Below are 25,064 nucleotides of genomic sequence, written 5' to 3' on the forward strand. Positions count from 1 at the left end.
CGTTCCCGCGAAGGCGGGAACCCAAGTTGCACGCACAGTCGCAACGCACGCAAAATTGGATCCCCGCCTTCGCGGGGATGACGGTGTTCTTGCGTTATCTTATCGAACCACCCGATAGCAGGGCACATACTCCTTGCCCGGCAACTTCATGCGGCTCTGCTCCACGAACGACTGCAGCAGCTTGTCCATCGGCGCCATGATCTCGTTCTCGCCGTGGATCTCGAACTTGCCGAACTGCTCGATCGCGCGGATGCCCTCTTCCTTCACGTTGCCCGCGACGACGCCGGAGAACGCGCGGCGCAGGTTCGCGGCCAGCAAATGCGTTTCCTGGTTCTTGTGCAGCGACAGGTTGCGCATGTTGTCGTGCGTGGGACGGAACGGCTTCTGGAATTCCGGATCGATCCGCAGGCCCCAGTTGAAGTAGTACGCGTCGCTGCGCGACTTGCGGAATTCGCGCACCTGGCGGATCCCCTGCTGCATCTCGCGCGCCACCGCATCCGGGTCGTCGATGATGATCTTGTAGCGGCGCTGTGCCGCTTCGCCCAGGGTCAGGCCGATGAACTGGTCGATCTGCTCGAAGTATTCGCGCGCCGTCGACGGGCCCGTGAACACGAGCGGGAACGGCACTTCCGCGTTTTCCGGATGGAGCAGGATGCCGAGGATGTACAGGATTTCTTCGGCCGTGCCCGCACCGCCCGGGAACACGACGATGCCGTGACCCGTCCGCACGAAGGCTTCGAGACGCTTCTCGATGTCCGGCATGATCACGAGGTCGTTGACGATCGGGTTCGGCGACTCGGCCGCGATGATGCCCGGCTCCGAAATGCCGAGATAGCGGCCGCCCTGCAGGCGCTGCTTGGCGTGGCCGATAGTGGCGCCCTTCATCGGGCCCTTCATCGCGCCCGGGCCGCAGCCCGTGCAGATATCGAGTTCGCGCAGGCCGAGCTGGTAGCCCACGTGCTTGGAGTAGTTGTACTCGACGCGGTTGATCGAGTGGCCGCCCCAGCACACGACGAGGTTCGGATTGCGCTGCGGCTGGATCACGTTGGCGTTGCGCAGGATGTGGAAGACGGCGTCCGTGATGCCTTCCGGGCGCGTGAGGTCGAAGCGCGGATTGTCCGTCACTTCGAAATTCACGTAGACGATGTCGCGCAGGACCGAGAACAGGTGCTCGTGGATACCCTTGATCATCTTGCCGTCGACGAAGGCGTGAGCGGGCGCGCCGCGGATATCCAGCTTGATGCCGCGTTCGCGCTGGATGATCTTGATGTCGAAATCCTTGTACCGTTCGAGCAGCTCCTTGCCGTCGTCGATCGAACTGCCGGAGTTGAGCACCGCCAGTGCGCACTTGCGGAAGATCTGGTACAACCCACCCTGGCTCGTATCAAGGAGCTTGGCCACCTCGGCCTTCGACAGGACTTCCAGGCGTCCTTCCGGAGAAATCAGCGTATCGACAACGTCGTAGTTCATGGTGTGTTCCTTTTCTCTACTGTGAATCGGTGTGGCCTTTCCACCAATATACGACAACTCACAGGAGTTTGTGTCCCCGTTTTCGCTTATGCCGATTCCGCATATGGCTGAGCTGGAAAAAGCTGGCCCCATATGCACGATTTCCACTAAAATGCGACGCAGCCGCAGTCCTTACCCAGGACGCGCAGGCCAGGCAAAGACAATCACTCTTAAAAAGATTTGGGGAGGAACCGCATGAGCGGTGCAGCTACTTCAACCGCCGAACCGAAGGCGGTCCCGGAATTCAAGCAGATCATGGGCCATCCGGCGCCCCTCTGGATGCTGTTCATGACCGAATTCTGGGAACGTTTCGCGTTCTATGGCATCCGTTGGGCCCTGGTGCTCTACATCGTCGCCCAGTTCTACGGCGGCAGCGGCGTGGGCCAGGCCGACGCCAACCTGACCTACGGTTCCTACCTCGCCCTGGTGTACGCCGGCGCCGTGTTCGGCGGCTACATCGCCGACCGCGTGATCGGCTACCAGCGCTCGATCCTCGTCGGCGCGGCGTTCATGGTGGCCGGCCTGTTCGCCATCACCATACCGAACCCGGACATCTTCAAGCTGGGCCTCGCCACGATCATCGTCGGCAACGGCATGTTCAAGCCGAACATCTCCGCCATGGTCGGCCAGCTGTACGGCATCAACGACCAGCGCCGCGACTCCGGCTTCACGATCTTCTACATGGGCATCAACGGCGGCGGCTTCCTCGCCCCGATCCTGACCGGCGCCCTCGCGCAAAGCATGTCGGGCAGCACCGGCGTGCCGGCGTACAAGGTCGTGTTCTTCGCCGCCGGCGTGGGCATGATCCTGTCGCTGATCTGGTTCCAGATCGGCCGCCGCATGCTGAAGGGCATCGGCGCTGCCACCGGTCCGCTGGCCAACCCGGTGCGCCTCATCGGCGTCATCATCGGTTCGCTGTTCGTGATCCCGGTCGTGTACTTCCTGCTGAAGCTGGGCGCGGAAAAGCTGCAGGGCGTGCTGTCCGTCCTGTTCATCATCCTCGCGATCATGCTGATGGTGGAAGGCATCCGCGGCGGCGCGGTCGTGCGCGACAAGACGATCGCCATGCTCGTCATCTTCTTCTTCAACGTGATGTTCTGGTGCTTCTTCGAACAGGCGGGCAGCTCGTTCACCTTCCTGGCCGAATACATCGTGCGCCGCGACTTCGGCGGCTGGACCTTCCCGACCGGCTGGTTCCAGTCCGTGAACACGCTGGCCATCATCGTGTGCGCGCCGGTCGTCGCCGCCGTGTGGGTTGCGATGGGCCGCAAGAACCCGTCCATCCCGCGCAAGTTCGGCCTGGGCCTGATCTTCAACGGCCTCGCGTTCCTGCTGCTGATGTTCGCGCTGCAGCACCTCGTCGGCGCGGACAGCAAGATCCCGTTCTGGACGCTGTTCATGGTGTACGTAATCCAGTCCATCGGTGAACTGTGCCTGTCGCCGATCGGCCTGTCGATGGTGACCAAGCTGGCTCCCACCCGCCTCGTGGGCCTGGGCATGGGCGGCTGGTTCCTGTCCACCGGTATCGGCAACAACCTGTCGGGCATCTTCGCTTCCGTCGTCTCGGGTGAAAAAGGCATGACCGTGGAATCGGCACTGTCCGGCTACACGTTCGGCTTCTGGGCGCTGATCGGCGCCGGCGTGCTGTTGTTCCTGGTGGCGCCGCTGATCCAGAAACTGATGCACGGCGTGAAGTAAATACTTCCCGCTTCGTCATCGACGGCGGCCCGCGGGCCGCCGTTGTCGTTTCTAGACGAACGCCAGGTCATGCAGCTGGATCGTATCGTCGATCCAGTCCTCGCAATGCCCGAAGCGGTAGCCGAGCGCCTGCGCGCGCGCCGTGTCGAGGACCATCGCGCCCGGTACGTCGAACGGCGACAACCGCCCCATTTCCGCCGGCGGCACGCGCTGGCGCATGCGCACTGGCGTATCGAGCACGGCGCCGACCCGCTCGTACAGGCTCTTCGCCGACAACGCGCCGTCGCACGCCGCGTTGACCGGCCCCGTGAAATCCTGCATGCCGACCCAGACGAGGAAGTCGGCCGCGCCCTGCAGCGGCAGGAACGACAGCACGGCATCCGGGTTCGAGTATTCGAGCACGCCGTTCATGCGCGCCAGTTCCACGTAGTGCGCGAGGCGGCCCGTGAAGTCCTCCGGCCCGCCCAGCACGTGCGCGAGGCGCGGCGTCACGAGGGGCAGCGAGCCGTCACGCGCGAGATAGGCCTCGGCCTGGACCTTGCCCGCCACATAGCACTCCGTCGCGCGGCACGGGTCGTGCCACGGATACCCCGTGTCGATCGGCTGCGCCTCGACGGCCAGGTCGCTCTCGCGCAGCGGCTCCGCATGGCCGTAGCCGAGGGCGCGGTAGGCGTCGACGGTGGACGCCATCACGTAGCGCCCCACCTTGCCCGCGAACGTGCGCACGGCGATGGCCGCGTCCAGCGGGTTGTAGCACATCTGGTCGTACACGATGTCGAACGGGCCGAGGCGGGCGAACGCGTTGCGCATCGCGGTCTCGTTGCGGCGGTCGACGCGCACGCGCGCGATCCGGTCGCCGAACGGGTCGGGCGCATAGCCGCGCGTCGCGATGGTGACGCGGTGGCCGGCGCGCAGCAGGCGCTGCACGAGCAGCTTGCCGATATAACGGGTACCGCCGATCACCAGGATATTCTTGGGCATGAAGTTTTCCTTAGTCTGTGGGCGAGGCACGTAGCACTGTTTTGGTGAATCCGTTATATTCTGTAACCAGAGCGGCAATTGTTCAAACGAGAAAAATAAACGATATGAATAAGAAAAACTTAATCTCGGGGAGAGCATGAAGCCGCTGCGCAGCCTCTCCGGCCTGATCGACTTCGATTGCGCCGCGCGCTGGGGCAGTTTCAAGCTGGCCGCGCGCGAGCTGCACAAGACGCCCGCCGCCGTCAGCCTGCAGGTCAAGCAGCTGGAAGAAGCCATCGGCTTTCCCCTGTTCGTGCGGCATCCGCGCCACATCGCGCTGACGGCCAAGGGCCAGGAACTGGCGATCGTCGTCGCGCGCATGCTGGCCGACCTGCGCGGGAAAGTGGCGGCGCTCCAGCGCGGCAACGAGGAAGCGGTGCTGCGCATCTCGACGACGCACTCGTTCGCGATCAAATGGCTGGTGCCGCGCATGTCGCGCTTCACGAAGCTGCATCCGGAGCTGGACCTGCGCATCGACTCGAACGACACGCCGGTCGACATCGAGGACGATGCCGTCGACGTGGCGATCCGCTACGGCCCCGTGCGCGACGACGACCCTGCCCTGCTGTTCCGCGAACGGCTCGTGCCCGTGTACAGCCCGGATTTACTGGCGGAGGGCCAGGACGCCCTGCAGCTGTCGGACCTCACCCGCTTCCCGCTGCTGTGCGAACGCACCCCGGAATCGTGGCTGCAGCTCCTGAACGAGAACCGCGCGCTGAAAGGCGACTACGACTTTTCGCGGACGTACAGCCACTGGGGCGTGCTGGCGCAGGCGGCCGTCGCGGGCCAGGGGATCGGTCTCGTGCCGTACGGGATCGCGTTCGAGGACATCCGCGCGGGCACGCTGCTGCAGCTCGCGTGCCGCAGCGCACCGTTCGGGTATGGGTATCGCCTGCTCGTCAATCCGCACAAGGAGGCGATGACCAAGGTCCAGCATTTCCGCGAGTGGATTCTCGCGGAAATGGCGGCGATGAAGGCGACGATCGCCTGATTATTTGCGGGCTTTCTCTCGACCTACGACATACAGCAGCACGCAGATCGCCGCATACGGCAGGATCGACAACAGATCCGCGCTGGCGCCCGCGAAGAACGGATTCGCGGCCTCGGCCCACTTGGCCATCGCATCGTCGAAATCCGTCATCACGCCGGCCGTGATGGCGATGATGATGCCCGCCAGCGCGCCGCCCGCGATGTAGCCGGACGCCAGCAACGTGCCCGAGCTGCGGTCGCCCGCGGCCTGCAATTCTTCCTCGTTCAGGCCCTGGTACTGCGGCAGCGCGTTGTTGCGGCGGTCGACCATCCAGCGGATGATACCGCCGATCGCGATCGGCAACGTCGACACGAGCGGCAGATAGACGCCCACCGTGAACGCGAGCGACGCGACGCCGGACATCTCCAGCACGACGGCCACCATCACGCCGAACAGCACGAGGGTCCATGGCAGCTGGTGGTCGAGGATGCCCTTGATGATGTAGGACATCAGCACGGCCTTCGGCGCATCGAACTTCTTGACCTCCGTGCCGTCCGGACGCGTGTGGTACTGGCCGTTGATGCCCGGGTCGACGAGATAAGCGAGCGAACCGTCGGCGCGCACGAGGTATTTGCCGGCGGGGCCGCCGACCGTGTCCGTCTTCTGCCAGACTTTATACGTGGCGTGGTCCGACGCGGCCTGCGGGCCCTGCAGCTGCGCGGTGTCCGTCAGCTTCGCTGCGTCGGTCCTGATGTGCGGCGCGACCTGCGCAGCCGGCACGTACACGGTGCCCGCGTCGTTCAGCTTCAGCAGGATCGGACCGAGGATCAGCGCGGACGCGAGCGCGCCGGCCAGGATCGCGTACTGCTGCAGCTTCGGCGTCGAGCCGACGAGGAAGCCCGTCTTGAGGTCTTGCGACGTCGTGCCGGCGTTGCTGGCGGCGATGCAGACGATGGCGCCGACCGACAGCGCCGTCACGTAGTATCGACCGCCCGTCCAGCCCATCACGAGGAAGATCAGGCACGTGAACAGCAGGGTCGCCACCGCCATGCCGGAGATCGGGTTCGACGACGAGCCCACCTCGCCCGTCAGGCGCGACGACACGGTCGAGAACAGGAAGCCGAACACGAGGATCAGCAGCGCGCCCAGGACGTTCATGTGCAGCGGCGTCGCGAACGTGATCACGGCGATGATGCCCAGGCAGCCGATGACCACCCATTTCAGCGGCATGTCCTGCTCGGTACGCAGCGAGGAATCGACCGTCGCGCCTTTACCCGCATTCTTGCCGATGCCCGCCAGGCCACCCTTGAGGCCATTCCAGATCGTGGGCAGCGAGCGCACGAGCGAAATCAGACCGCCGGCCGCCACGGCACCCGCGCCGATGTACAGCACGTAGGCGCTGCGCACGTCGTCCGGGCTCATGTCGCGGATCAGCATCGTGCCCGGCGCCACCGGCACCGTCAGGGAATCGCCGAAAAACTTGATCATCGGGATCAGGAGCAGATAGGACAGCACGCCGCCGCCCGCCATGATCATCGCGATGCGCGGGCCGATGATGTAGCCGACGCCCAGCAGCTCCGGCGAGATCTCGGCACCGGCCGAACCGGATTTCAGGGGCGCGTCGAAGATGAAGTTGACGGTGTCCTTCCACAGCTTCAGGGAGATATTGAGTACCTTGTACAACAGGCCGAGACCGAAGCCGCCGAAGATGATGAAGGCGCGCCGGCGGGCTTCCTTCGCTTCGTCGGAGTCGGCGTCGCGCACTTCGCCGGCGGCCGCGCGCGACGTTTCCGTGGCCGCGGCCTTCAGCACTTCGGCGCAAGCGGTGCCTTCCGGGTATTTCAGTTCGCGGTGCTGGTCGACGATCATCGTGCGGCGCATCGGGATCATCATGAGGATGCCGAGCAGGCCGCCCAGCACGCCCACGAGCATCACGCGCGAGATCTCCAGGTCGAAGCCGAGGATCATGATGGCCGGCATGGTGCAGCCGAGGCCAAACGCGAGCGATTCGCCGGCCGAACCGGCCGTCTGCGTGATGCTGTTCTCGAGGATCGTCGATTCGCGCCCGCCCATCTTCTTCGCGAGACCGAACAGGGTGATGGCGATGACGGCCACGGGAATCGATGCGCTGACGGTCAATCCTACTTTCAGCACGAGGTACAGCGACGACGCGCCGAAGACCATGCCGAGCACGGTGCCCATGATCAGGGCGCGCCAGGTCAGTTCCGGCAGGTTCGCCGACGCCGGAATATACGGTTTGACCGCGGGCGGGTGGGGATCGTAGGGCATCGGAGGGATTTCCTTCAGGCGTGGGTATTAACAGACAGGACTGCCGGGATCGCCGTGCAGCCCTTGAAAGCGTGACTATCTCACATGCCGTACGTTAAGAAAAGCGGATTATAATTTCCCACATCGCCCGTACTTACGGCCACAAACGGGTTTCAGGACCCGCATCAAGAGAGTTCAGTTTTGGCAACTATCCCCCGCCGCCAGCGCGGCTTCCTGCTCCCCATCCTGGCCGTCGCGGCCGCCATCCTCGTCCTGTTCATCGCCGGGATCGCCGGCTACGTCGTGTTCCGCGTGCTGCCCAACGTGCCGGCGCTGGATGCCGTCACCGACTACCGGCCCAAGATCCCGCTGCGCATCTATACGGCAGACAACGTGCTGATCGGCGAGTTCGGCGAAGAACACCGCGACTTCGTTCCGATCAACAAAATCCCCGACCTGATGAAGAAGTCGCTGCTTGCCATCGAGGATGCCCGCTTCTACGAGCACGGCGCCATCGACTTCAAGCGCATGATGGGTGCCGTCGGGTCGAACCTGCGCGGCGGCTTCGGCTCCGGCGGCGCGTCGACGATCACGATGCAGGTGGCGCGCAACTTCTTCCTGTCGCGCGAAAAGCGCCTGTCGCGCAAGATCAACGAGATCGCGCTCGCGTACAAGATCGAGACCGCCCTGTCGAAGGACGAGATCCTCGAGCTGTACATGAACCAGATCTACCTGGGCCAGCGCGCCTACGGCTTTTCCAGCGCCGCGCGCATCTATTTCAACAAGACGCTCGACCAGTTGTCGGTCGCCGAGATGGCCATGCTGGCCGGCCTGCCGCAAAACCCGGCACGCCACAATCCGGTCGCGAATCCGAAGCGGGCGCGCGAGCGCCAGCACGCGGTGCTGGGCCGCATGCGCGCGCTGAACTACATCACGGAAGCGCAATACGAAAAGGCCATGGCCGAACCGCTGCGCGTGAACCAGCGCGGCGTGCAGGAATTCGGCACGCACGCGGAATACGTGGCCGAACTGGCGCGCCAGGCCGTTTACAGCCAGTTCAAGGAAGACGCGTACACGAAGGGCATCAAGGTCTACACGACGATCCTGAAGCCCGAGCAGGACGCCGCCTACGCCTCCGTGCGCCGCAACGTGCTCACCTACGACCAGCGCCACGGCTGGCGCGGTCCGGAAGACCGCATGGAGCTGCCGTCCGATCCGGTCGAGCGCGAAGACGCGATCGGCGACGCGCTGGGCAAGCGTCCGGCCAGCGATGGCCTGATCCCGGCCGTCGTGCTGTCGGCGACGAGCAAGTCGTTGCGCGTGGAAACGGTCGACGGCGACACGGTCGACCTCACCGGCGCCGGCCTGAAATTCGCGCAGGCCGGCCTGTCGTCCAGCGCCAAGGAAAAGATGAAGCTGACGCCGGGGGCGATCATCCGCGTGGCCAAGGACGCCAAGGGCAACTGGAGCGTCACGCAGGTGCCGCAAGTGGCGGCGGCCTTCGTCGCCATCGATGCCGACACGGGCGCCTACCACGCACTGGTCGGCGGCTTCGACTACAACTTCCAGAAGTTCAACCACGTGACCCAGGCGTACCGCCAGCCCGGTTCCGGCATGAAGCCGTTCATCTACTCGGCCGCCATCGACAAGGGCTATTCGCCGGCCACGCGCATCCTCGACGCGCCGCTCGACATGCCGGGCGAGGACGCGGGCAAGACGTGGTCGCCGCAGAACGACGACGGCAAGTGGGACGGCCCGATCACGATGCGCCGCGCGCTGGCCGAATCGAAGAACGTGCCGTCCGTGCGCCTGCTGCGCGCGGTCGGGGTGCCGTATGCGCACGAATTCATCAGCAAGTTCGGCTTCGACCTCACGCGCCAGCCGTCGAACTACACGCTGGCGCTGGGCACCGGGGCCGCGACGCCGCTGCAGATGGCCGGCGCATACGCCGTCTTCGCCAACGGCGGCTACCGCGTGCAGCCCTACCTGATCGCCCGCATCGAGGATGCCGACGGCAAGGTCATCCAGGAGACGAAGGCACCGGCCGAACACACGGACGAGCAGCGCGTGCTCGACCCGCGCAACGCGTTCATCACGGACAGCATGCTGCGCGACGTGACCCGCTACGGCACGGGTGCCGAGGCGACCAAGGCGCTGGGCCGCACGGACATCGCCGGCAAGACCGGTACGACGAGCGACGCCGTGGACGGCTGGTTCTCGGGCTATGGCGGCAACGTCGTGGCCGTCGCGTGGATGGGCTACGACGATCCGAAATCGCTGGGTGGGCGCGAATTCGGCGCCACCGTCGCGCTGCCGATCTGGATTGACTACATGCGCGTGGCGCTAGCCAAGCGGCCGCAGCAGGAAGAGCGGCTGGCGCCGGAAGGCGTGGTGCGCGAGAACGACGACTGGGTCTATGCCGAGTTCGCGGAGACCCCGGCCATGGGCGGGATCGACCTCGACCAGGCGACGGATCCGAATGCAGTACAACCCGTCGACGGGACGGTGCAGCCGGGCCAGCCGGTGCAGCCGGTGCCGCAGCAACAGCAGCCGTCGAATACGCTGTTCTGACTTGCCGCTCATCGACGAACGGGCCGCCGCGTGCGGCCCGTTTTCATTGGCAGACCGACAATCGCATTGCAACAAATAGAGGAGATCGTACGTCCAGTCCTACACGCCTGTTCGAACTCATCCTATTTCGAACGCAAAAGTGTGCCCCCATGATGGCGTCACTTTTACAAAAGGAGTAAACATGAAAAAGTACCAAGCCCTTCTGATCGGCAGCCTGATGGCCATGTCGCTGGCCGCATGCAGCTCGACCGGCACCAGCTCCAGCGACAGCAGCGCGAGCGGCAGCTCCTCGTCGGCTGCGACGTCGAGCGGCAGCAGCTCGGGTTCGAGCCAGACCGGCACGTCGGAATCCGGCACGACCGGCACCTCGGGCAACGGCGCATCGGGTACCTCCAGCTCGGCGCCGACCGGCACCTCCGCTGTCGGCACCGGCAACTCGGACGCCACCGGCCAGGGCACCAACCCCGCACCTGCCCAGACCAGCGGCAACCGCTGACGCCTTCGTCGTCCGGCCACCCTGGGCCGGACGACTCCGGCCGACCGGGGCCGGACGTACGTCCCGGTGCAAGGGCAAGCGGGACGTTGTTCGACTATAATGGACGCTCGTCCTGACGAACCCGAACAGCACCGCGTCAATGCCCTTCGACCTCACCAAACACCTTCCCAAGCCCGGAACCCGTTTCGCCCTGCCCCAGCTGCACGGCTCGGCCGATGCCTATGCGCTCGCCGTCGCCGCCCTCGCGCTGAAAGCCAGGAAGCAGATGCTCACCGTGATCGTCGCGAACGCCAGCGACGGCCAGCGCCTGCTCGATGAAATTCCATGGTTCGCGGAAGGCAAGCTGTCCTGCCACCTGCTGCCGGACTGGGAAACGCTCCCGTACGACGCCTTCTCGCCGCACCAGGACCTCGTATCCGAACGCCTCGCCACGCTGCACGAGGTCCGCAACGGCCAGTGCGACGTGCTCGTCGTGCCCGCGACGACCGCGCTCGTGCGCCTCGCGCCGCCGTCGTTCCTGGCCGCATACACGTTCTTCTTCCGCCAGGGCGAAAACCTGGACGAAGCGAAGCTGAAGGCGCAGCTCACGCTGGCCGGCTACACGCACGTCACGCAGGTCATGTCGCCGGGCGAGTACTCCGTGCGCGGCGGCCTGATCGACCTGTTCCCGATGGGCTCCGCGCTGCCGTACCGCCTGGACCTGTTCGGCGACGAGATCGAGACGATCCGCACGTTCGACGCCGACACCCAGCGTTCGCTGTACCCCGTCAGGGAAGTGCGCCTGCTGCCGGGCCGCGAATTCCCGATGGACGAAGCATCGCGCACCGCCTTCCGCGGCCGCTGGCGCGAACGCTTCGAAGGCGATCCGTCCCGGTCGACCATTTACCGCGACATCGGCAACGGCATCGCGTCGGCCGGCATCGAATACTATCTGCCGCTGTTCTTCGACGAGACGGCCACGCTGTTCGACTACCTGCCCGACGAATCGAGCCTGGCCCTCGTCGGCGACATCGAAGCGGCGATCCAGCGCTTCTGGCTCGACACGGAATCGCGCTACAAATTCCTCAAGAGCGACCGCGACCGCCCGATCCTGGAACCGAAGGAGATCTTCCTCGGCGCCGAGGACTTCTTCGTGCAGGCCAAGCCGCACGGCCGCTGGGCCATCGCGCGCGATCCTTCCGCGGGCGCTTCGGAGCTGTCGGCACCGGTCCCGGACATCGCCGTCAACCGCCGCCTCGACGATCCGCTCGCGAACCTGCGCTCGTACCTGATGCAGGCCGCCGGCAAGCGCGTGATGATCTGCGCGGAGTCGGCCGGCCGCCGCGAGACCCTGCAGCAGTACTTCAGCGAGTACAAGCTGGACCTCGCGCTCATCGAAGGCTTCGACGGCCTGCGCGCGACGGATGCGAAGGTCGTGCTGGGCGTCGCGCCGCTGCAGGCCGGCTTCGAGCTGATGGAGGAAGGCGCCGGCCACCTCGTGTTCATCACCGAGACGGAGCTGTACGCGGGCACCGGCCGCCGCGCGGGCAAAAAGAAGCAGGAAGCGGGCTCGCAGGTCGAGTCGATGGTGCGCGACCTGTCCGAACTGAAGATCGGCGATCCGGTCGTGCACATCAACCACGGCATCGGCCGCTACCTGGGCCTGGTCAGCATGGACCTGGGCGAAGGCGAGACGGAATTCCTGCACCTGGAATACGCGAAAGAATCGAAGCTGTATGTGCCGGTGTCGCAGCTGCACGTGATCTCGCGCTACTCGGGCGCGGCGCCGGACGACGCGCCGCTGCACACGCTCGGCTCCGGTCAGTGGGACAAGGCCAAGAGAAAAGCCGCGGAACAGGTGCGCGACACGGCGGCCGAGCTGCTGAACCTCTACGCCCGCCGCGCCGCGCGCCAGGGCCATTCGTTCGAATACTCCGCCACCGACTACGAGAACTTCGCGCAGAGCTTCGGCTTCGACGAGACCCCGGACCAGCGCGCCGCCATCGCCGCCGTCATCCAGGACATGACTTCGGGCCGGCCGATGGACCGCCTCGTGTGCGGCGACGTCGGCTTCGGCAAGACCGAGGTTGCCCTGCGCGCTGCCTTCATCGCCGTCATGGGCGGCAAGCAGGTCGCGATCCTCGCGCCGACCACGCTGCTCGCGGAGCAGCACGCGCAAACGTTCTCCGACCGCTTCGCCGACTGGCCCGTGCGCATTGCGGAACTGTCGCGCTTCCGCACCGGCAAGGAAATCAACAACGCGATCAAGGGCATGGCCGACGGCACCGTCGACATCGTGATCGGCACGCATAAGCTGCTGTCGCCGGACGTGAAGTTCACGCGCCTGGGTCTCGTCATCATCGACGAGGAACACCGCTTCGGCGTGCGCCAGAAAGAAGCGCTGAAGGCGCTGCGTGCCGAAGTCGACGTGCTCACGCTGACCGCCACGCCGATCCCGCGCACCCTGGGCATGGCACTGGAAGGCCTGCGCGACTTTTCCGTCATCGCGACGGCGCCGCAGAAGCGCCTCGCGATCAAGACGTTCGTGCGCAGCGAGGACGGCTCCGTCATCCGTGAAGCCTGCCTGCGCGAACTGAAACGGGGCGGCCAGATCTACTTCCTGCACAACGAGGTCGAGACGATCGAGAACCGCCTGGCCATGCTGCGCGAACTGCTGCCGGAAGCGCGCATCGCCGTCGCGCACGGCCAGATGCACGAGCGCGACCTGGAAAAGGTGATGCGCGATTTCGTCGCCCAGCGCTACAACATCCTGCTTTGCACGACCATCATCGAGACCGGCATCGACGTGCCGACGGCGAACACGATCATCATGCACCGCGCCGACAAATTCGGCCTCGCCCAGCTGCACCAGCTGCGCGGGCGCGTCGGCCGTTCGCACCACCAGGCCTATGCCTACCTGCTCGTGAACGACGCGCTCGCGCTGTCGAAGCAGGCGCAGCGCCGCCTGGACGCGATCCAGGCGATGGAAGAACTGGGCAGCGGCTTCTACCTCGCCATGCACGACCTGGAGATCCGCGGCGCCGGCGAGGTGCTGGGCGAGAACCAGTCCGGCGAGATGCTGGAAATCGGCTTCCAGCTGTACTCCGACATGCTGAACGAAGCGGTGAAGGCGCTGAAGGCCGGGCGCGAGCCGGACATGAGCGCACCGCTGTCGTCGACGACGGAAATCAACCTGCACGTGCCCGCCCTGCTCCCGGCGGACTTCTGCGGCGACGTGCACGAGCGCCTGTCGATCTATAAACGCCTCGCGAACTGCGAGGAACAGGGCCGCATCGACGACATGCAGGAAGAACTCATCGACCGTTTCGGCAAGCTGCCGGATGCCGTGAAGGCGCTGATCGAGACGCACCGCCTGCGCATCGCGGCGAAGTCGGTCGGCATCGTCAAGATCGACGCGCACACGGATGCCGCCAGCCTGCAGTTCATGGAAAAGCCGCCGATCGACCCGATCAAGATCATCACGCTCATTCAGAAGAACCGCCACATCAAGCTGGCCGGCCAGGACAAGCTGCGCATCGCGGCCAACATGCCGGACCTGGCCGCGCGCGTGAACCAGGTCAAGCAGACCATCAAACAACTCCTCGCTTAATCAGATAAAAGCAGAACGAAATCATGTCCAAGAAGCTCGTCCTCCAGGGACCGCAGGCCACCCAGGCCGCACTCGCACAGATCGCCGCCCTCGCCCGTCCGGCACGCACCGCCGAAGTTCACGCGCACGCGCTGCGTTGCGACGGCTTCGACTTCACGCCGGAACTGAAAGCGCAAGTCGAGACCGCAGCCCACGCCGCCGGCATCGATGCGACGTTCGTCGACGCGGACCTGACGCTGGCCGATTTCAAGCTGGTCGCGATGGACATGGATTCCACGCTGATCACGATCGAGTGCATCGACGAAATCGCGGACATGCAGGGCCTGAAGCCGCAGGTGTCCGCGATCACGGAAGCCGCGATGCGGGGCGAACTGGATTTCTCGGAAAGCCTCACGCGCCGCGTCGCGCTGCTGGAAGGCCTGGCCACGTCCGCGCTGGAGCGCGTGTACGAAGAGCGCCTGCGCATCTCGCCGGGCGGCGAAGCGATGCTGCAGGCCGTGCAGGCCGCGGGCCTCAAGACGCTGCTCGTCTCCGGCGGCTTCACGTTCTTCACCGAGCGCCTCAAGACGCGCCTGAACCTCGATTACACCCACGCGAACGTGCTGGAAGCGGCGGGCGGCGTGTTGACCGGTAAAGTCGTCGGCGGCATCGTCGACGCGGAGGAAAAGAAACGTACCGTGGAGCGCGTGTGCGCCGAGCTGGGCATCGCCACGAAGCAGGCGATCGTCATGGGCGACGGCGCCAACGACCTCAAGATGATGGGCGTATCCGGCCTGTCCGTCGCCTTCCGCGCCAAGCCGGTCGTACGTGCGCAGGCCGACGTGGCACTGAATTTCACGGGACTCGACGGTCTGCTCGCCGTCCTCGCCTGACGACTCCTTCCTGATCTGGCGCAAGGGTTATGCGGCGCGCATGAGTAGATTGATGGGGTCTGCTCGTCGATCACGGAGGCCGCGATGCCGTCCCGCCGCACATTTCTCCACGCCCTGCCAGCGCTGGCCGGGTGCCTGATGCTGCCGGCGGCCCGCGCGCAGTCCTCCACCATCTGGTGCGCCACGTGGGGCACGGCACCGGCCGGCCCGCCGCCTTCCGCCAGCCTGCAGACGTTCAGCAACCAGACGCTGCGCCTGATCGTCCGCACGAGCATCCCCGGCAACCGCGTGCGCGTGCGGCTGTCCAACGAAATGGGCAGCACGCCGCTGCGCATCGGCGCGGCCCATATCGGCATTCGATCGAGCGGCGCGAACCTCGTCGCCGGCAGCGGGCGTGACCTGACGTTCGGCGGATCGCCGGGCGCGACCGTCGCACCGGGCGATCCGCTCATCTCCGACCCCGTCGATATCGCCGTGCCGGCACTGGCCGACCTCGCCATCAGCCTGTGGCTGCCCGCCAGCACACCGGCAACGACGATCCACGACCTCGCACTGCAGACGAACTACGTGTCCGTCGCCGGCAACTACGCCGGGGCGAACGCCCTGCCCGTGCAACGCACGCTGGGGTCGTGGCCGTTCCTGGCCGAAGTCGACGTGACGAGTCCCGCCGGTACGCCGTCCGCCATCGTAGCCATCGGCGACTCGCTGACGGATGGCGTGCGCAGCACGACCAACGCCAACCGCCGCTGGACCGACTATCTGGCGCGCCGACTGCGCACGGCAGCCCTTCCCGGCAGCCCACCCGTCGCGGTCGTCAACCGGGGCATCAGCGCCAATTCGCTGCTGACGGACTACCCGACGGCGCTGCTGTCGGGCCGGGACGTCCTGGAACGCTTCGACCGCGACGTGCTGGCCACGGCCGGCGCACGGTGGCTGTTCGTCCTCAGCGGCATCAACGACATCATCTACAGCAACGCGTCCAGTCCCATCCCCGCGGAAACCCTGCAAGCCGGCTGGCTGCAGCTGATCGCGCGGGCGCGCATGCGCGGCATGTACGTCATCGGCGCGACCCTGCTGCCGTACGAAGGCCATGCGTATTTCACGACCGCGCGCGACGCCGTGCGCCAGCGCGCCAACACATGGATCCGCACGTCTGGCGCCTGGGACGCCGTGGCCGATTTCGACGCGGTGCTGCGCGATCCGGGGCGGCCCACTCGCCTGCTGCCGGCTTACGACGGCGGGGATCACCTCCATCCGAACGATCTCGGCTACGAGGCCATGGCGAAATCGATACCGCTGGGATGGTTCGGTGTATAGTTTGACAACACCAACCCGGCAGGCCGCCGGGTTTTTCACCACTCAAATCGGCAACATTGTGACATTCCGCGTATATGTATATTCGGAATCCGCATGCTCGCCAACGTCCATGTCATGGCCGACAATGATGGCATCCTCCCCAGAATAGCCGTATTTCGTCTATCTGAACAGGCAAGATTGCCCTGCTTGCATCAATTTCACAACAGTATAGACAGGTGACGATTGTGAATACGGCTGGGCGCTCGTTACACTGGGCCACGCCTCGACTGCACCCATCCGGTGCAGCCGGGCGTTCTCACAACAACAACCCTCGACGAGAGAATAAGGATGACCCAACTCCGTGCCGTACCCGTCTTCACCCGTACTTTGCTCGCTTCCTCGCTGTTCCTAGCCTTCTCCCCCGCCTGGTCCCAGGACACTCCCGCAGCGCCTCCCGCCCCAACCGAAACGGCCGCCCCGCAGGCACAGCAGGCCGCGGACAAGAGCATGGCATCCGTCGTCGTGCTCGGCTCGCGCTCGACGGCGCGCACGGCCCTCGACTCGGCCGCACCGGTCGGCCTGATCGGCGCCAAGGACATGGCGATGGCCGGTCCGGTGGAACTGGGCAAGCTGCTGCAGACGCTCGACCCGTCCTTCAACTTCTCGACCACGTTCATCAGCGACGGCACGGACATCATCCGTCCCGCCACCCTGCGCTCGCTGGGCCCCGACCAGCTGCTGGTGCTCGTGAACGGCAAGCGCCGCCACCAGCAGGCGCTCGTCAACGTGCAGCAGACCATCGGCCGCGGCTCGGCCGGTACGGACATCAACGCGATCCCGATGTCGGCGATCCAGCGCATCGAGGTGCTGCGCGACGGCGCCGCCGCACAGTACGGCTCCGATGCGATCGCCGGCGTGATCAACATCGTGCTGAAGAACCAGACCAACGAGACGCAGCTCTCGGGCACCGTCGGCGGCACGACCGAAGGCGGCGGCGAGCTGCGCCAGGGCAGCGTCAACAAGGGCTGGACGATCGGCGACGGCGGCTACATCAACCTGACGGCCGAAGCCCGCCACCGCGGCGAGACCAATCGCGCGGGCGTGGACTCGCTGCGCGTCGATCCGCCGCGCGTCACGCAGCGCATCGGCGACAGCCTCGCGAAAGACAAGTACTTCTGGTGGAACTCGGCGGTGCCCGTGTCGAGCCAGGGCGAGTTCTACACCTTCGGCGGCGTGTCGCACCGCACGGGCGATTCGGCCGGCTTCTTCCGCTCCACGGGCGACGGCCGCAACGTGCCGACCGTGTATCCGAACGGCTTCCTGCCGAACATCCGCACCACGGTCAAGGACGCGTCGCTGGCCGTCGGGTACCGCCGCGACCTGGTCAACGACTGGAAGGTCGACGTCTCGCTCAACCACGGTCGCAGCGAGCTGGATTTCCACGAAAAGAGCACGATCAACGTCAGCTACTGGTACGAACCGAAACCGGGCGGCGGCATCTACGCAGAGTCGCCGCTGGAAGCCGATACCGGCAAGCTGAAATTCAAGCAGACGACGTTCAACGCCGACCTGCGCGGCCCGCTGGACGTCATGGGCAACAAGATCAACTTCGCCACCGGCTTCGAATGGCGCCGCGACGGCTATGCGATCGTCGCGGGCGATCCGGTCTCGTACCAGTACGGCCGCACGAACAACCCGGCCATCGTGATCAAGGACCAGACGGGCGGCGCGGCCGCGTCGGGCACGCAGGGCTTCCCCGGCTACACGCCCGGCACCGCCGTCGACGATGCGCGCCACAACATCGCGCTGTACGCCGACGCCGAATACAACATCACGCCGCAACTGCTGGTCGGCGCCGCCGCGCGCTGGGAAAAGTATTCGGACTTCGGCAGCACGACCACCGGCAAGCTGTCGCTGCGCTATGACCCGAGCCGCCAGGTGGGCTTCCGCGGCACCCTGTCGACGGGCTTCCGCGCACCGAGCGTGCAGCAGAAGTTCTACAGCTCCGTGTCGACGAACCTGAACGGCGCCGGCGTGCTGACCGAGACGCTGACCGCACGCGAAGGCAGCGCCGTCACCAAGGCCTTCGGCATCCCGAACCTGAAGGAAGAAACGTCGAAGAACGGCAGCGTGGGTATCATCCTGCGCCCGGCCTCGAACTTCTCGGTGACCGCCGACCTGTGGCGCATCGACATCGACAACCGCATCGTGTTCTCGTCGAACATCGCACCGGAATCGGGCGCCTGCGCGACGACGGCAGCGTGCCCGATCAAGGCGATCCTCGATCCGCTCAAGGTCGGCCAGGCGCAGTTCTTCACGAACGCGATCGACACCGAAACCAAGGGCCTGGACATCGTCGCCGAGCACACGACGCGCTGGCCGGCCACGACGCTGGTGCTGTCCGCGCAGCTGGACTTCAACCGCACGTCGGTGACGGGCCGCCATTCGGATTCGCCGGTGCTGACGGGCGCCCAGCTGTTCGACGACTCGCAGGTGACCTTGATCGAACGCGGCCAGCCGCGCCAGCACCACGTGCTGGCGGCCGACCTGACGCACGGCCAGTGGAACGGCAACGTGCGCGCCAACTGGTACGGCGAAGTGCAGGGCCAGGGCTTCACCGCCCCGTTCGTGCAGACCTGGGAAGGCAAGTGGATCGTGGATGCCACGGTGCGCTACAACTTCAGCAAATCGACCAGCCTGACCGTCGGCTCCAACAACATCTTCAACACGTTCCCGACCAAGTGGGATCCGGTCAAGGCCGCGCCGTTCCCGCAGCTGGGCTTCACCTATTGCTGGGAGACCTGCCCGTTCGGCATCAACGGCCGTTCGTGGTCGGCCCGCCTGGACGTGGCGCTGTAAGCGGGGGAACCAGCGCGGGATGCGGGCGCGCGTCGTCTCCGGACAGGCGCAGCGCCCAGCGGATGGCTTCCGTGTACATGCGCGCCACATCGGGATCGTCGAAGGCCTCCTTCGCGTGCCCGATCGTGGACGCGAACACCCGTCCCTTGCCGTATTGCTTGATCCAGGCGACGGGGATGTCGCGGTCGGGCGGCAGCTGGTCCGGGATGCGCGTCATGTCCAGCCGTTCGCCGTCCATGCTGAGCAGGACCTCCGTGTCGGCGCGCGAGAAGTTCTTCACGACATAGAGCTCGTCCTGCCGGATCCAGCGGGCCGGCAGGAACGACGTCATCGGGGTGTCGCGGTTCTCGGTCCGCAGCGGGAACGGGAACAGCGACCACTCGTGATTGTTGAATGGATGGGACACGAACACGCCGCCCACCATGTCCACGTAATCCTTCCAGCCGAGATTTGCATCGACCCCGCCGTGGATCGCGACCAGGCCCCCGCCCGCGCGCACGAAGTCGAGCAACGCGGCCTTCTGCGCCGCGTCCAATCCCCAGTCCCCGGTTGCGCTGACGACGACGATCGCGTCGAAGTCGCGCAGGCCCACGGGCTGGAAGCCGGCCGTCATCGGCTGGCCGCCGCGCCCGTTGACGAGGCTGAACTCGGTGCGCATCTCGGTATCCCACCAATGCGTCGCGCGGCCCCAGTTGTAGACGGCGGCCATGCCGGCCGGGATCGAATCGTGATGCCAGCCCCGCGCCCCACCCAGCACCAGCACGTGCTTGGGCGAAGGGGAACGCATCCCGGGCGGCACCGGGGATGCCGGTGCGGCGCCGGGCGGCGGCGGCGTGACGGCAATGGGACCCGCGTTGGCGGGCGGTCCGGCCCAGGTGCCCTTGAACACGGCTTGCGCGGACGCGCCGCCCATCGTCGTTGCCAGGACGAGCGCGGCCAGCGCGCCGGCGCGAATCAGGGAGTGCATATCAGTACGGACCGCGGATGAAGTCGCGCACGTGGGCGCGGTAGACGCCGGCGAGTTTCTCGTGGAGGTCTGCCGCCAGCGGCTGCACTGCCGCAGCGTCCACGTTGGCCTGCACCTGCTCCGGGCGGCTCGCGCCCGGAATCACCACCGACACCTGAGGGTGGTCGAGGATCCAGCGCAGGGCCATCTGCGCCATCGTCATCCCGGCAGGCACCAGCGCCGCGACCTGCTCGGTAGCAGTGATGCCCCGCTCCAGTTCCAGTCCCGCGAACGTCTCGCCCACGTTGAACATCGCGCCATCGCGGTTGAAATTGCGGTGATCGTCGTCGCGGAACGTCGTCGCCCGCGTGATCTTCCCGCCCAGCAGGCCGCTCGCGAGCGGCAGGCGCACGATGATGCCGACCTTCTTGTCCGCCGCGCGCGGGAACAGTTCCTCGGCCGGCTTCTGGCGGAAGATGTTGAAGATCACCTGCAGCGACGTCAGGCCGTCCTGCGCCAGGCAGATCAGGCCCTCTTCGACGGATTCCACGCTGGCACCCCAGCGCTTGATCAAGCCTTCCTGCTGCAGCTCGCGCAGCCAGTCGAACACGTGGCCCTGGCGCATCACGTCGGTCGGCACGCAATGCAGCTGCGTGAGGTCCAGCGAGTCCACCTGCAGGCGCTCCAGCGAACGCTGCGTCGCTTCGCGCAGCGACTCGCGCGTGTAGCCGTCCGGGTAAATACCGGCCCGGCCCAGCTTCGTCGCCACGACGATATCGCTATCATTCCGGCCCGCGAGGAAGCGGCCGATCGAGCGCTCGCTGGCGCCGTCGCCGTAGACGTCGGCCGTGTCGATGAAGCGCACGCCGGCGTCGATGGCCGTCTGCAGCGTCTGCTGCGCGATGTCGTCGTTCCAGTCGTTGCTCCAGCCGCCGCCCAGCTGCCAGCAGCCCAGGCCGATCTCGGGTACGGTCAGGCCATCGGGGCCCAGTTCTCGTCGTTGCATCGTCTTCCTCGATTGTCGTTGTTGGGGACCGCTACTCTACACCGGTACGGGCGGTTCCGCATCGGCGGGACGGCGGCGCGCGGCCAGGCTCGCGCTCGTCGCGGCGCCGATCGACGACGCGACGATGAGCGCGATCGCGAGCCATTGCGACACGTCGAGATGCTCGCCCAGCAGCACGAGCCCCATCAGCGCACCGATGGCCGGTTCCGCGCTGAGCAGGGTGCTGAACGTGTTAGCCGGAAGGCGGCGCAGCGCGATCATCTCGAGCGAGTACGGGATCGCGCTGGACAGCACGGCGACGGCCACGCCGAACAGCAGCACGGACGGTTCCAGCAGCGCCGCGCCCGCATGCGCGATGCCGACCGGGGCCGCGATCAGCGCGCCCAGCACCGTGCCCCAGCTCGAGGCGGCGGCACCGTACGCGGCGCTGGCGCGCTTGCCGGCAAGGATGTACACGGCCCAGCAGGCGCCCGCGATGAGCGCGAACGCGATCCCGCGCCAGTCGACGGCCGGCGCATCGCCGCGCAGCGGCAGCAGCAGCGCGAGGCCCACGCACGCGACCGCGATCCAGACGAAATCCAGGCGCCGGCGCGACGTCGCCACGGCCACGACGAGGGGCCCGGTGAACTCGACGGCGATGGCGATCCCCAGCGGGACGTAGGCCAGCGCCGTATAAAAACTGAGGTTCATGGCACCCAGCGACAGGCCGTATTGCAGCAGCGCGCGCCCGTCGCCGCGCAGGCCGATGCGCCATGGGCGGAACACGACGGCGAGGATCACGGCAGCAAAGGTCAGGCGCATCGCGGTGGCGCCGGCCGCGCCGACGACGGGAAACAGGTGTTTGGCGAGCGACGCGCCCGTCGTCAGCGAGACGAGGGACATCAGGAGGGCTGCGTAGGGAAGAACGGACGAACGCGTGGAAGAGGACATCGAAAAGCGGCGTGAAGCGAAACATGCAACGATATCATCAAACCGAGCCCGTCCGTCGGCGCTACGATGGGACCGGTTCCGGTAACGCTCTTTTTCCGGAACATGAACACCTGTAACAGCCTGTAAAACAACAGGCACGCGCCAGCGAAATCTTTATAGTTGGCAGGTGAGGAGAACCGCCATGATCAAGCTCGCTATTATCGTTTCCTGCGCCGCCGCCCTGACCGGTTGCGCCACCTATTACCCGGCGCCGGCCAACTATGGCACGCGCGCCTATTCGCAACCCGACCCCAACGGCTGGCAGGTCGTGTCCGTGACGCCGGTGGCGCCCGGCACCGGCGCCGCCGCCGCCGCGTCCGGCGACGCCGGCCGCGTGACCTATTCGCCGGCCCCGGCCACCGTCGTCACCCAGCCGGTGTACGTCGCGCCGCCGGTGTATGCGCCCGCGCCGATCTACGCGCCGGCACCCGTCTATGCCGACCCGCTGTGGTATCCGCCGATCTCGATCGGCCTCGGCTTCAGCTGGAGCCACTGGAGCGGCGGCCATCGCGGCGGCTGGGGCCATCGCGGCGGGTGGCGTCACCGCTGACCCGCGCCGGTCGGTTCTTGAAAAGGCTGCGCTTCGGCGCGGCCTTTTTTTCGCCTGTACCCCTCCTCCCTGACGCTTTCCTTACGCATTTGCATGAATGACGCATGTTGCATCGCGTCACATCAATCGATTGCTGTTGTCTGATTGCCATTCTACAATCGGCCCACGATGGGCCCGGCAATGGTCCGCGGCGCCCCAGCGTAAAACGAGAATACGACTACGGAGACGTCAATGAATTTCAAGATGAAAGCATTGGTTGCAGGGGTAGTTCTGGGTTTTTCAATGTCCGGCATGGCGGCCGAGCCGATCAAGATCGGCGTGTCCGGCCCGTTCACGGGCGGGTCGGCGCCGATGGGCGTGTCGATGCGCGACGGCGTCCGTCTCGCCGTCAGTGAAATCAATGCCAAGGGCGGCGTGCTGGGCCGCAAGATCGAACTGGTCGAACGCGACGACGAAGCGAAGAACGAGCGCGGCGTGCAGGTCGCGCAGGAACTGATCAACAAGGAGCGCGTCGTCGCCACCGTCGGCTACATCAACACGGGCGTCGCCCTCGCCTCGCAGCGCTTCTACCAGCAGGCGAAGATCCCCGTGATGAACAACGTGGCCACCGGCTCCATCGTCACGAAGCAGTTCGCGAACCAGCCGGAGAACTACATCTTCCGCAACTCCGCGAACGACACCATCCAGTCGGCGATGATCGTCGAGGAAGCGATCGGGCGCCGCGGCTTCAAGAAGCCCGCGATCCTCGCCGATTCCACCAACTACGGCCAGCTGGGCCGCGAAGACCTCGAGAAGGTGCTCGACAAGAAGGGCGTGAAGCCGGTCGTCGTCGAGAAGTACAACATCGGCGACGTCGACATGACGGCGCAGCTGCTGCGCGCCAAGCAGGCCGGCGCCGACGTCGTCCTCACGTACGGCATCGGTCCCGAGCTGGCGCAGATCGCCAACGGCATGCAGAAGCTGGGCTGGAAGGTGCCCATCGTCGGCAGCTGGACGCTCGCGATGGCCAACTTCATCGACAACGCGGGCAAGAACGGCGACGGCACCCGCATGCCGCAGACCTTCATCCAGAACCCGGACACGCCGAAGCGCAAGGCCTTCATCGACGCCTACGTCAAGGCCTACAACCCGCCGGGCGGCCGCATGCCGTCCGCCGTGTCGGCCGCGCAGGGTTACGACTCCGTGTACCTGCTGGCCGCCGCGATCCAGCAGGCGGGCAGCACGGAAGGGCCGAAGATCGCCGCCGCGCTGGAAGACCTCAAGACGCCGGTCGAAGGCGTCGTCACCACCTACAACAAGCCGTACACGCATACGGACCACGAGGCCATCAACTTCGAGAACACCAAGTTCGGCGAAGTGAAGGACGGGCGGGTCGTGCAGGCCAAGTAACGTAACAGGTCGTTCCCGCGGAAGCGGGAACCCATACTGACGAACCGGATCCCGTATCCCGGACATTCCCCGGTGTGACCGAGGTCCGGCTTCGACACTTCAGCATGGGTTCCCGCCTGCGCGGGAACGACGAGCTCTATCCACGTGCCGCCCCTGGAGGAACCATGGAGATCCTGCTCCAACTCGTCGTGTCCGGCATCGCGCTCGGCATGATCTATGCCGTCATCGCGTTCGGCTACCAGCTCACCTTCGCCACGTCCGGCACCCTCAACTTCGGCCAGGGCGAGGCGCTGATGCTCGGCGCCCTCGTCGGCCTGTCGCTCGTCGGCACCATCCACGGCGGACCTTACCTCGGCTACTGGCTGATGATTCCGATCGTCGTCGCGTTCGGCGCGCTGCAGGGCGTGTTCGTCGAATGGATCGCCGTGCGGCCCGCTATCCGCATCAAGTCCGAATTCGGCTGGATCATGTCGACTATCGCCCTCGCCATCATCTTCAAGAACGTCGCCGAGAACATCTGGGGCAAGGACGTGCTGCCCTTCCCCTCGCCCCTGTCGTCCGAACCGTTCACCGTGCTGGGCGCAAACGTGCAGCCGATGCAGGTGGCCGTGATCGTCGGCGCGCTCGCCATCATGTTCGCCGTCGAGATCTTCAACCGCAAGTCCATCTACGGCAAGGCCGTCGTCGCCACCGCGAACGACCGCGACGCCGCGGGCCTCATGGGCATCAACACAGGCATGGTCATCACGTTCTCGTACGCGCTGTCGTCCGCGACGGCCGCCTTCGCGGGCGCCCTCATCGCGCCGCTGACGCTCACCAGCGCCACGATGGGCGCATCGCTGGGCCTGAAGGCGTTCGCCGTCGCGATCATCGGCGGGCTGACGTCGGGCATGGGTGCCATCGTCGGCGGCATCATCCTCGGCATCGCGGAGACGGCGACCGGCTTCTACCTGTCGACCGGCTACAAGGAAGTGCCGGGCCTCGTCCTGCTGCTGCTCGTGCTGGCCGTGAAGCCGTCCGGCCTGTTCGGCAAGGCCGCCATCAAGAAGGTGTAGC

Annotated in this window: 17 protein-coding genes; 11 read left to right on the forward strand and 6 right to left on the reverse strand. The window is 66.1% G+C overall.

Annotation, left to right across the window (positions count from 1 at the left end; all coding sequences use genetic code 11):
* Window positions 1-99 precede the first annotated feature (99 nt).
* Window positions 100-1,470, reverse strand: coding sequence for a nucleotide 5'-monophosphate nucleosidase PpnN (gene ppnN, locus P0M04_RS27765; RefSeq protein WP_259451118.1), 1,371 nt, complete (start codon window positions 1,468-1,470; stop codon window positions 100-102).
* Between the two features lie 234 nt (window positions 1,471-1,704).
* Between ppnN and P0M04_RS27770 the strand changes: the two genes are divergently transcribed.
* Window positions 1,705-3,207 (forward strand): peptide MFS transporter, encoded by a 1,503-nt coding sequence (locus tag P0M04_RS27770; RefSeq protein WP_259451117.1) that lies wholly within the window; start codon window positions 1,705-1,707, stop codon window positions 3,205-3,207.
* A 51-nt stretch (window positions 3,208-3,258) separates the two neighbouring features.
* Here P0M04_RS27770 and P0M04_RS27775 read toward each other — a convergent pair whose 3' ends face one another.
* On the reverse strand, window positions 3,259-4,188 hold the full coding sequence (locus tag P0M04_RS27775) for an NAD-dependent epimerase/dehydratase family protein (protein WP_259451116.1): 930 nt from the start codon (window positions 4,186-4,188) through the stop codon (window positions 3,259-3,261).
* 136 nt (window positions 4,189-4,324) lie between these two features.
* Here P0M04_RS27775 and P0M04_RS27780 point away from each other — a divergent pair, with 136 nt between their 5' ends.
* Entirely contained in the window at window positions 4,325-5,218 is an 894-nt protein-coding gene (locus P0M04_RS27780; RefSeq protein ID WP_259451115.1) for a LysR substrate-binding domain-containing protein, read from the forward strand.
* On the opposite strand, the gene P0M04_RS27785 is transcribed toward P0M04_RS27780, so the two are convergent.
* Window positions 5,219-7,486 (reverse strand): OPT family oligopeptide transporter, encoded by a 2,268-nt coding sequence (locus tag P0M04_RS27785; protein ID WP_259451114.1) that lies wholly within the window; start codon window positions 7,484-7,486, stop codon window positions 5,219-5,221.
* Between the two features lie 180 nt (window positions 7,487-7,666).
* Between P0M04_RS27785 and P0M04_RS27790 the strand changes: the two genes are divergently transcribed.
* The 6 genes from P0M04_RS27790 to P0M04_RS27815 all read left to right on the forward strand — a co-directional run bounded on the left by P0M04_RS27790 (window position 7,667) and on the right by P0M04_RS27815 (window position 19,148).
* The gene (locus P0M04_RS27790; RefSeq protein ID WP_307727259.1) at window positions 7,667-10,036 is read left to right on the forward strand and encodes a penicillin-binding protein 1A; all 2,370 of its coding nucleotides are present in this window, start codon (window positions 7,667-7,669) and stop codon (window positions 10,034-10,036) included.
* Between the two features lie 181 nt (window positions 10,037-10,217).
* Complete coding sequence (locus tag P0M04_RS27795) at window positions 10,218-10,532, forward strand: hypothetical protein (RefSeq protein WP_259451113.1); 315 nt, start codon at window positions 10,218-10,220, stop codon at window positions 10,530-10,532.
* Window positions 10,533-10,671: 139 nt separating this feature from the next.
* Entirely contained in the window at window positions 10,672-14,121 is a 3,450-nt protein-coding gene (gene mfd / locus P0M04_RS27800) for a transcription-repair coupling factor (RefSeq protein WP_259451112.1), read from the forward strand.
* Between the two features lie 23 nt (window positions 14,122-14,144).
* Entirely contained in the window at window positions 14,145-14,993 is an 849-nt protein-coding gene (serB, locus tag P0M04_RS27805; protein ID WP_259451111.1) for a phosphoserine phosphatase SerB, read from the forward strand.
* 84 nt (window positions 14,994-15,077) lie between these two features.
* Entirely contained in the window at window positions 15,078-16,310 is a 1,233-nt protein-coding gene (locus P0M04_RS27810) for an SGNH/GDSL hydrolase family protein (RefSeq protein WP_259451110.1), read from the forward strand.
* Between the two features lie 486 nt (window positions 16,311-16,796).
* Window positions 16,797-19,148, forward strand: coding sequence for a TonB-dependent receptor plug domain-containing protein (locus P0M04_RS27815; RefSeq protein WP_259451109.1), 2,352 nt, complete (start codon window positions 16,797-16,799; stop codon window positions 19,146-19,148).
* Here P0M04_RS27815 and P0M04_RS27820 read toward each other — a convergent pair.
* Genes P0M04_RS27820 through P0M04_RS27830 form a run of 3 tightly spaced genes read right to left on the reverse strand, consistent with a single transcriptional unit; the run spans window position 19,105 to window position 21,982 of the window.
* Complete coding sequence (locus P0M04_RS27820; protein WP_259451108.1) at window positions 19,105-20,115, reverse strand: ThuA domain-containing protein; 1,011 nt, start codon at window positions 20,113-20,115, stop codon at window positions 19,105-19,107. The genes P0M04_RS27815 and P0M04_RS27820 overlap by 44 nt on opposite strands.
* A 1-nt stretch (window position 20,116) precedes the next feature.
* Window positions 20,117-21,100, reverse strand: coding sequence for an aldo/keto reductase (locus tag P0M04_RS27825; RefSeq protein ID WP_259451107.1), 984 nt, complete (start codon window positions 21,098-21,100; stop codon window positions 20,117-20,119).
* Window positions 21,101-21,136: 36 nt separating this feature from the next.
* Window positions 21,137-21,982, reverse strand: a complete 846-nt coding sequence (locus P0M04_RS27830) for an EamA family transporter (protein ID WP_259451106.1) — start codon at window positions 21,980-21,982, stop codon at window positions 21,137-21,139.
* 229 nt (window positions 21,983-22,211) lie between these two features.
* Between P0M04_RS27830 and P0M04_RS27835 the strand changes: the two genes are divergently transcribed.
* From P0M04_RS27835 to P0M04_RS27845, 3 genes are all read left to right on the forward strand, one after another.
* Complete coding sequence (locus P0M04_RS27835) at window positions 22,212-22,619, forward strand: hypothetical protein (protein ID WP_259451105.1); 408 nt, start codon at window positions 22,212-22,214, stop codon at window positions 22,617-22,619.
* Between the two features lie 231 nt (window positions 22,620-22,850).
* Window positions 22,851-24,008: an ABC transporter substrate-binding protein gene (locus tag P0M04_RS27840; protein WP_259451104.1), complete on the forward strand. Its 1,158-nt coding sequence runs from the start codon at window positions 22,851-22,853 to the stop codon at window positions 24,006-24,008.
* Between the two features lie 164 nt (window positions 24,009-24,172).
* Window positions 24,173-25,063, forward strand: a complete 891-nt coding sequence (locus P0M04_RS27845) for a branched-chain amino acid ABC transporter permease (protein WP_259451103.1) — start codon at window positions 24,173-24,175, stop codon at window positions 25,061-25,063.
* The last annotated feature ends 1 nt before the right edge of the window (window position 25,064 follow it).

The organism is Telluria mixta (assembly GCF_029223865.1).
Classification (GTDB): domain Bacteria; phylum Pseudomonadota; class Gammaproteobacteria; order Burkholderiales; family Burkholderiaceae_D; genus Telluria; species Telluria mixta.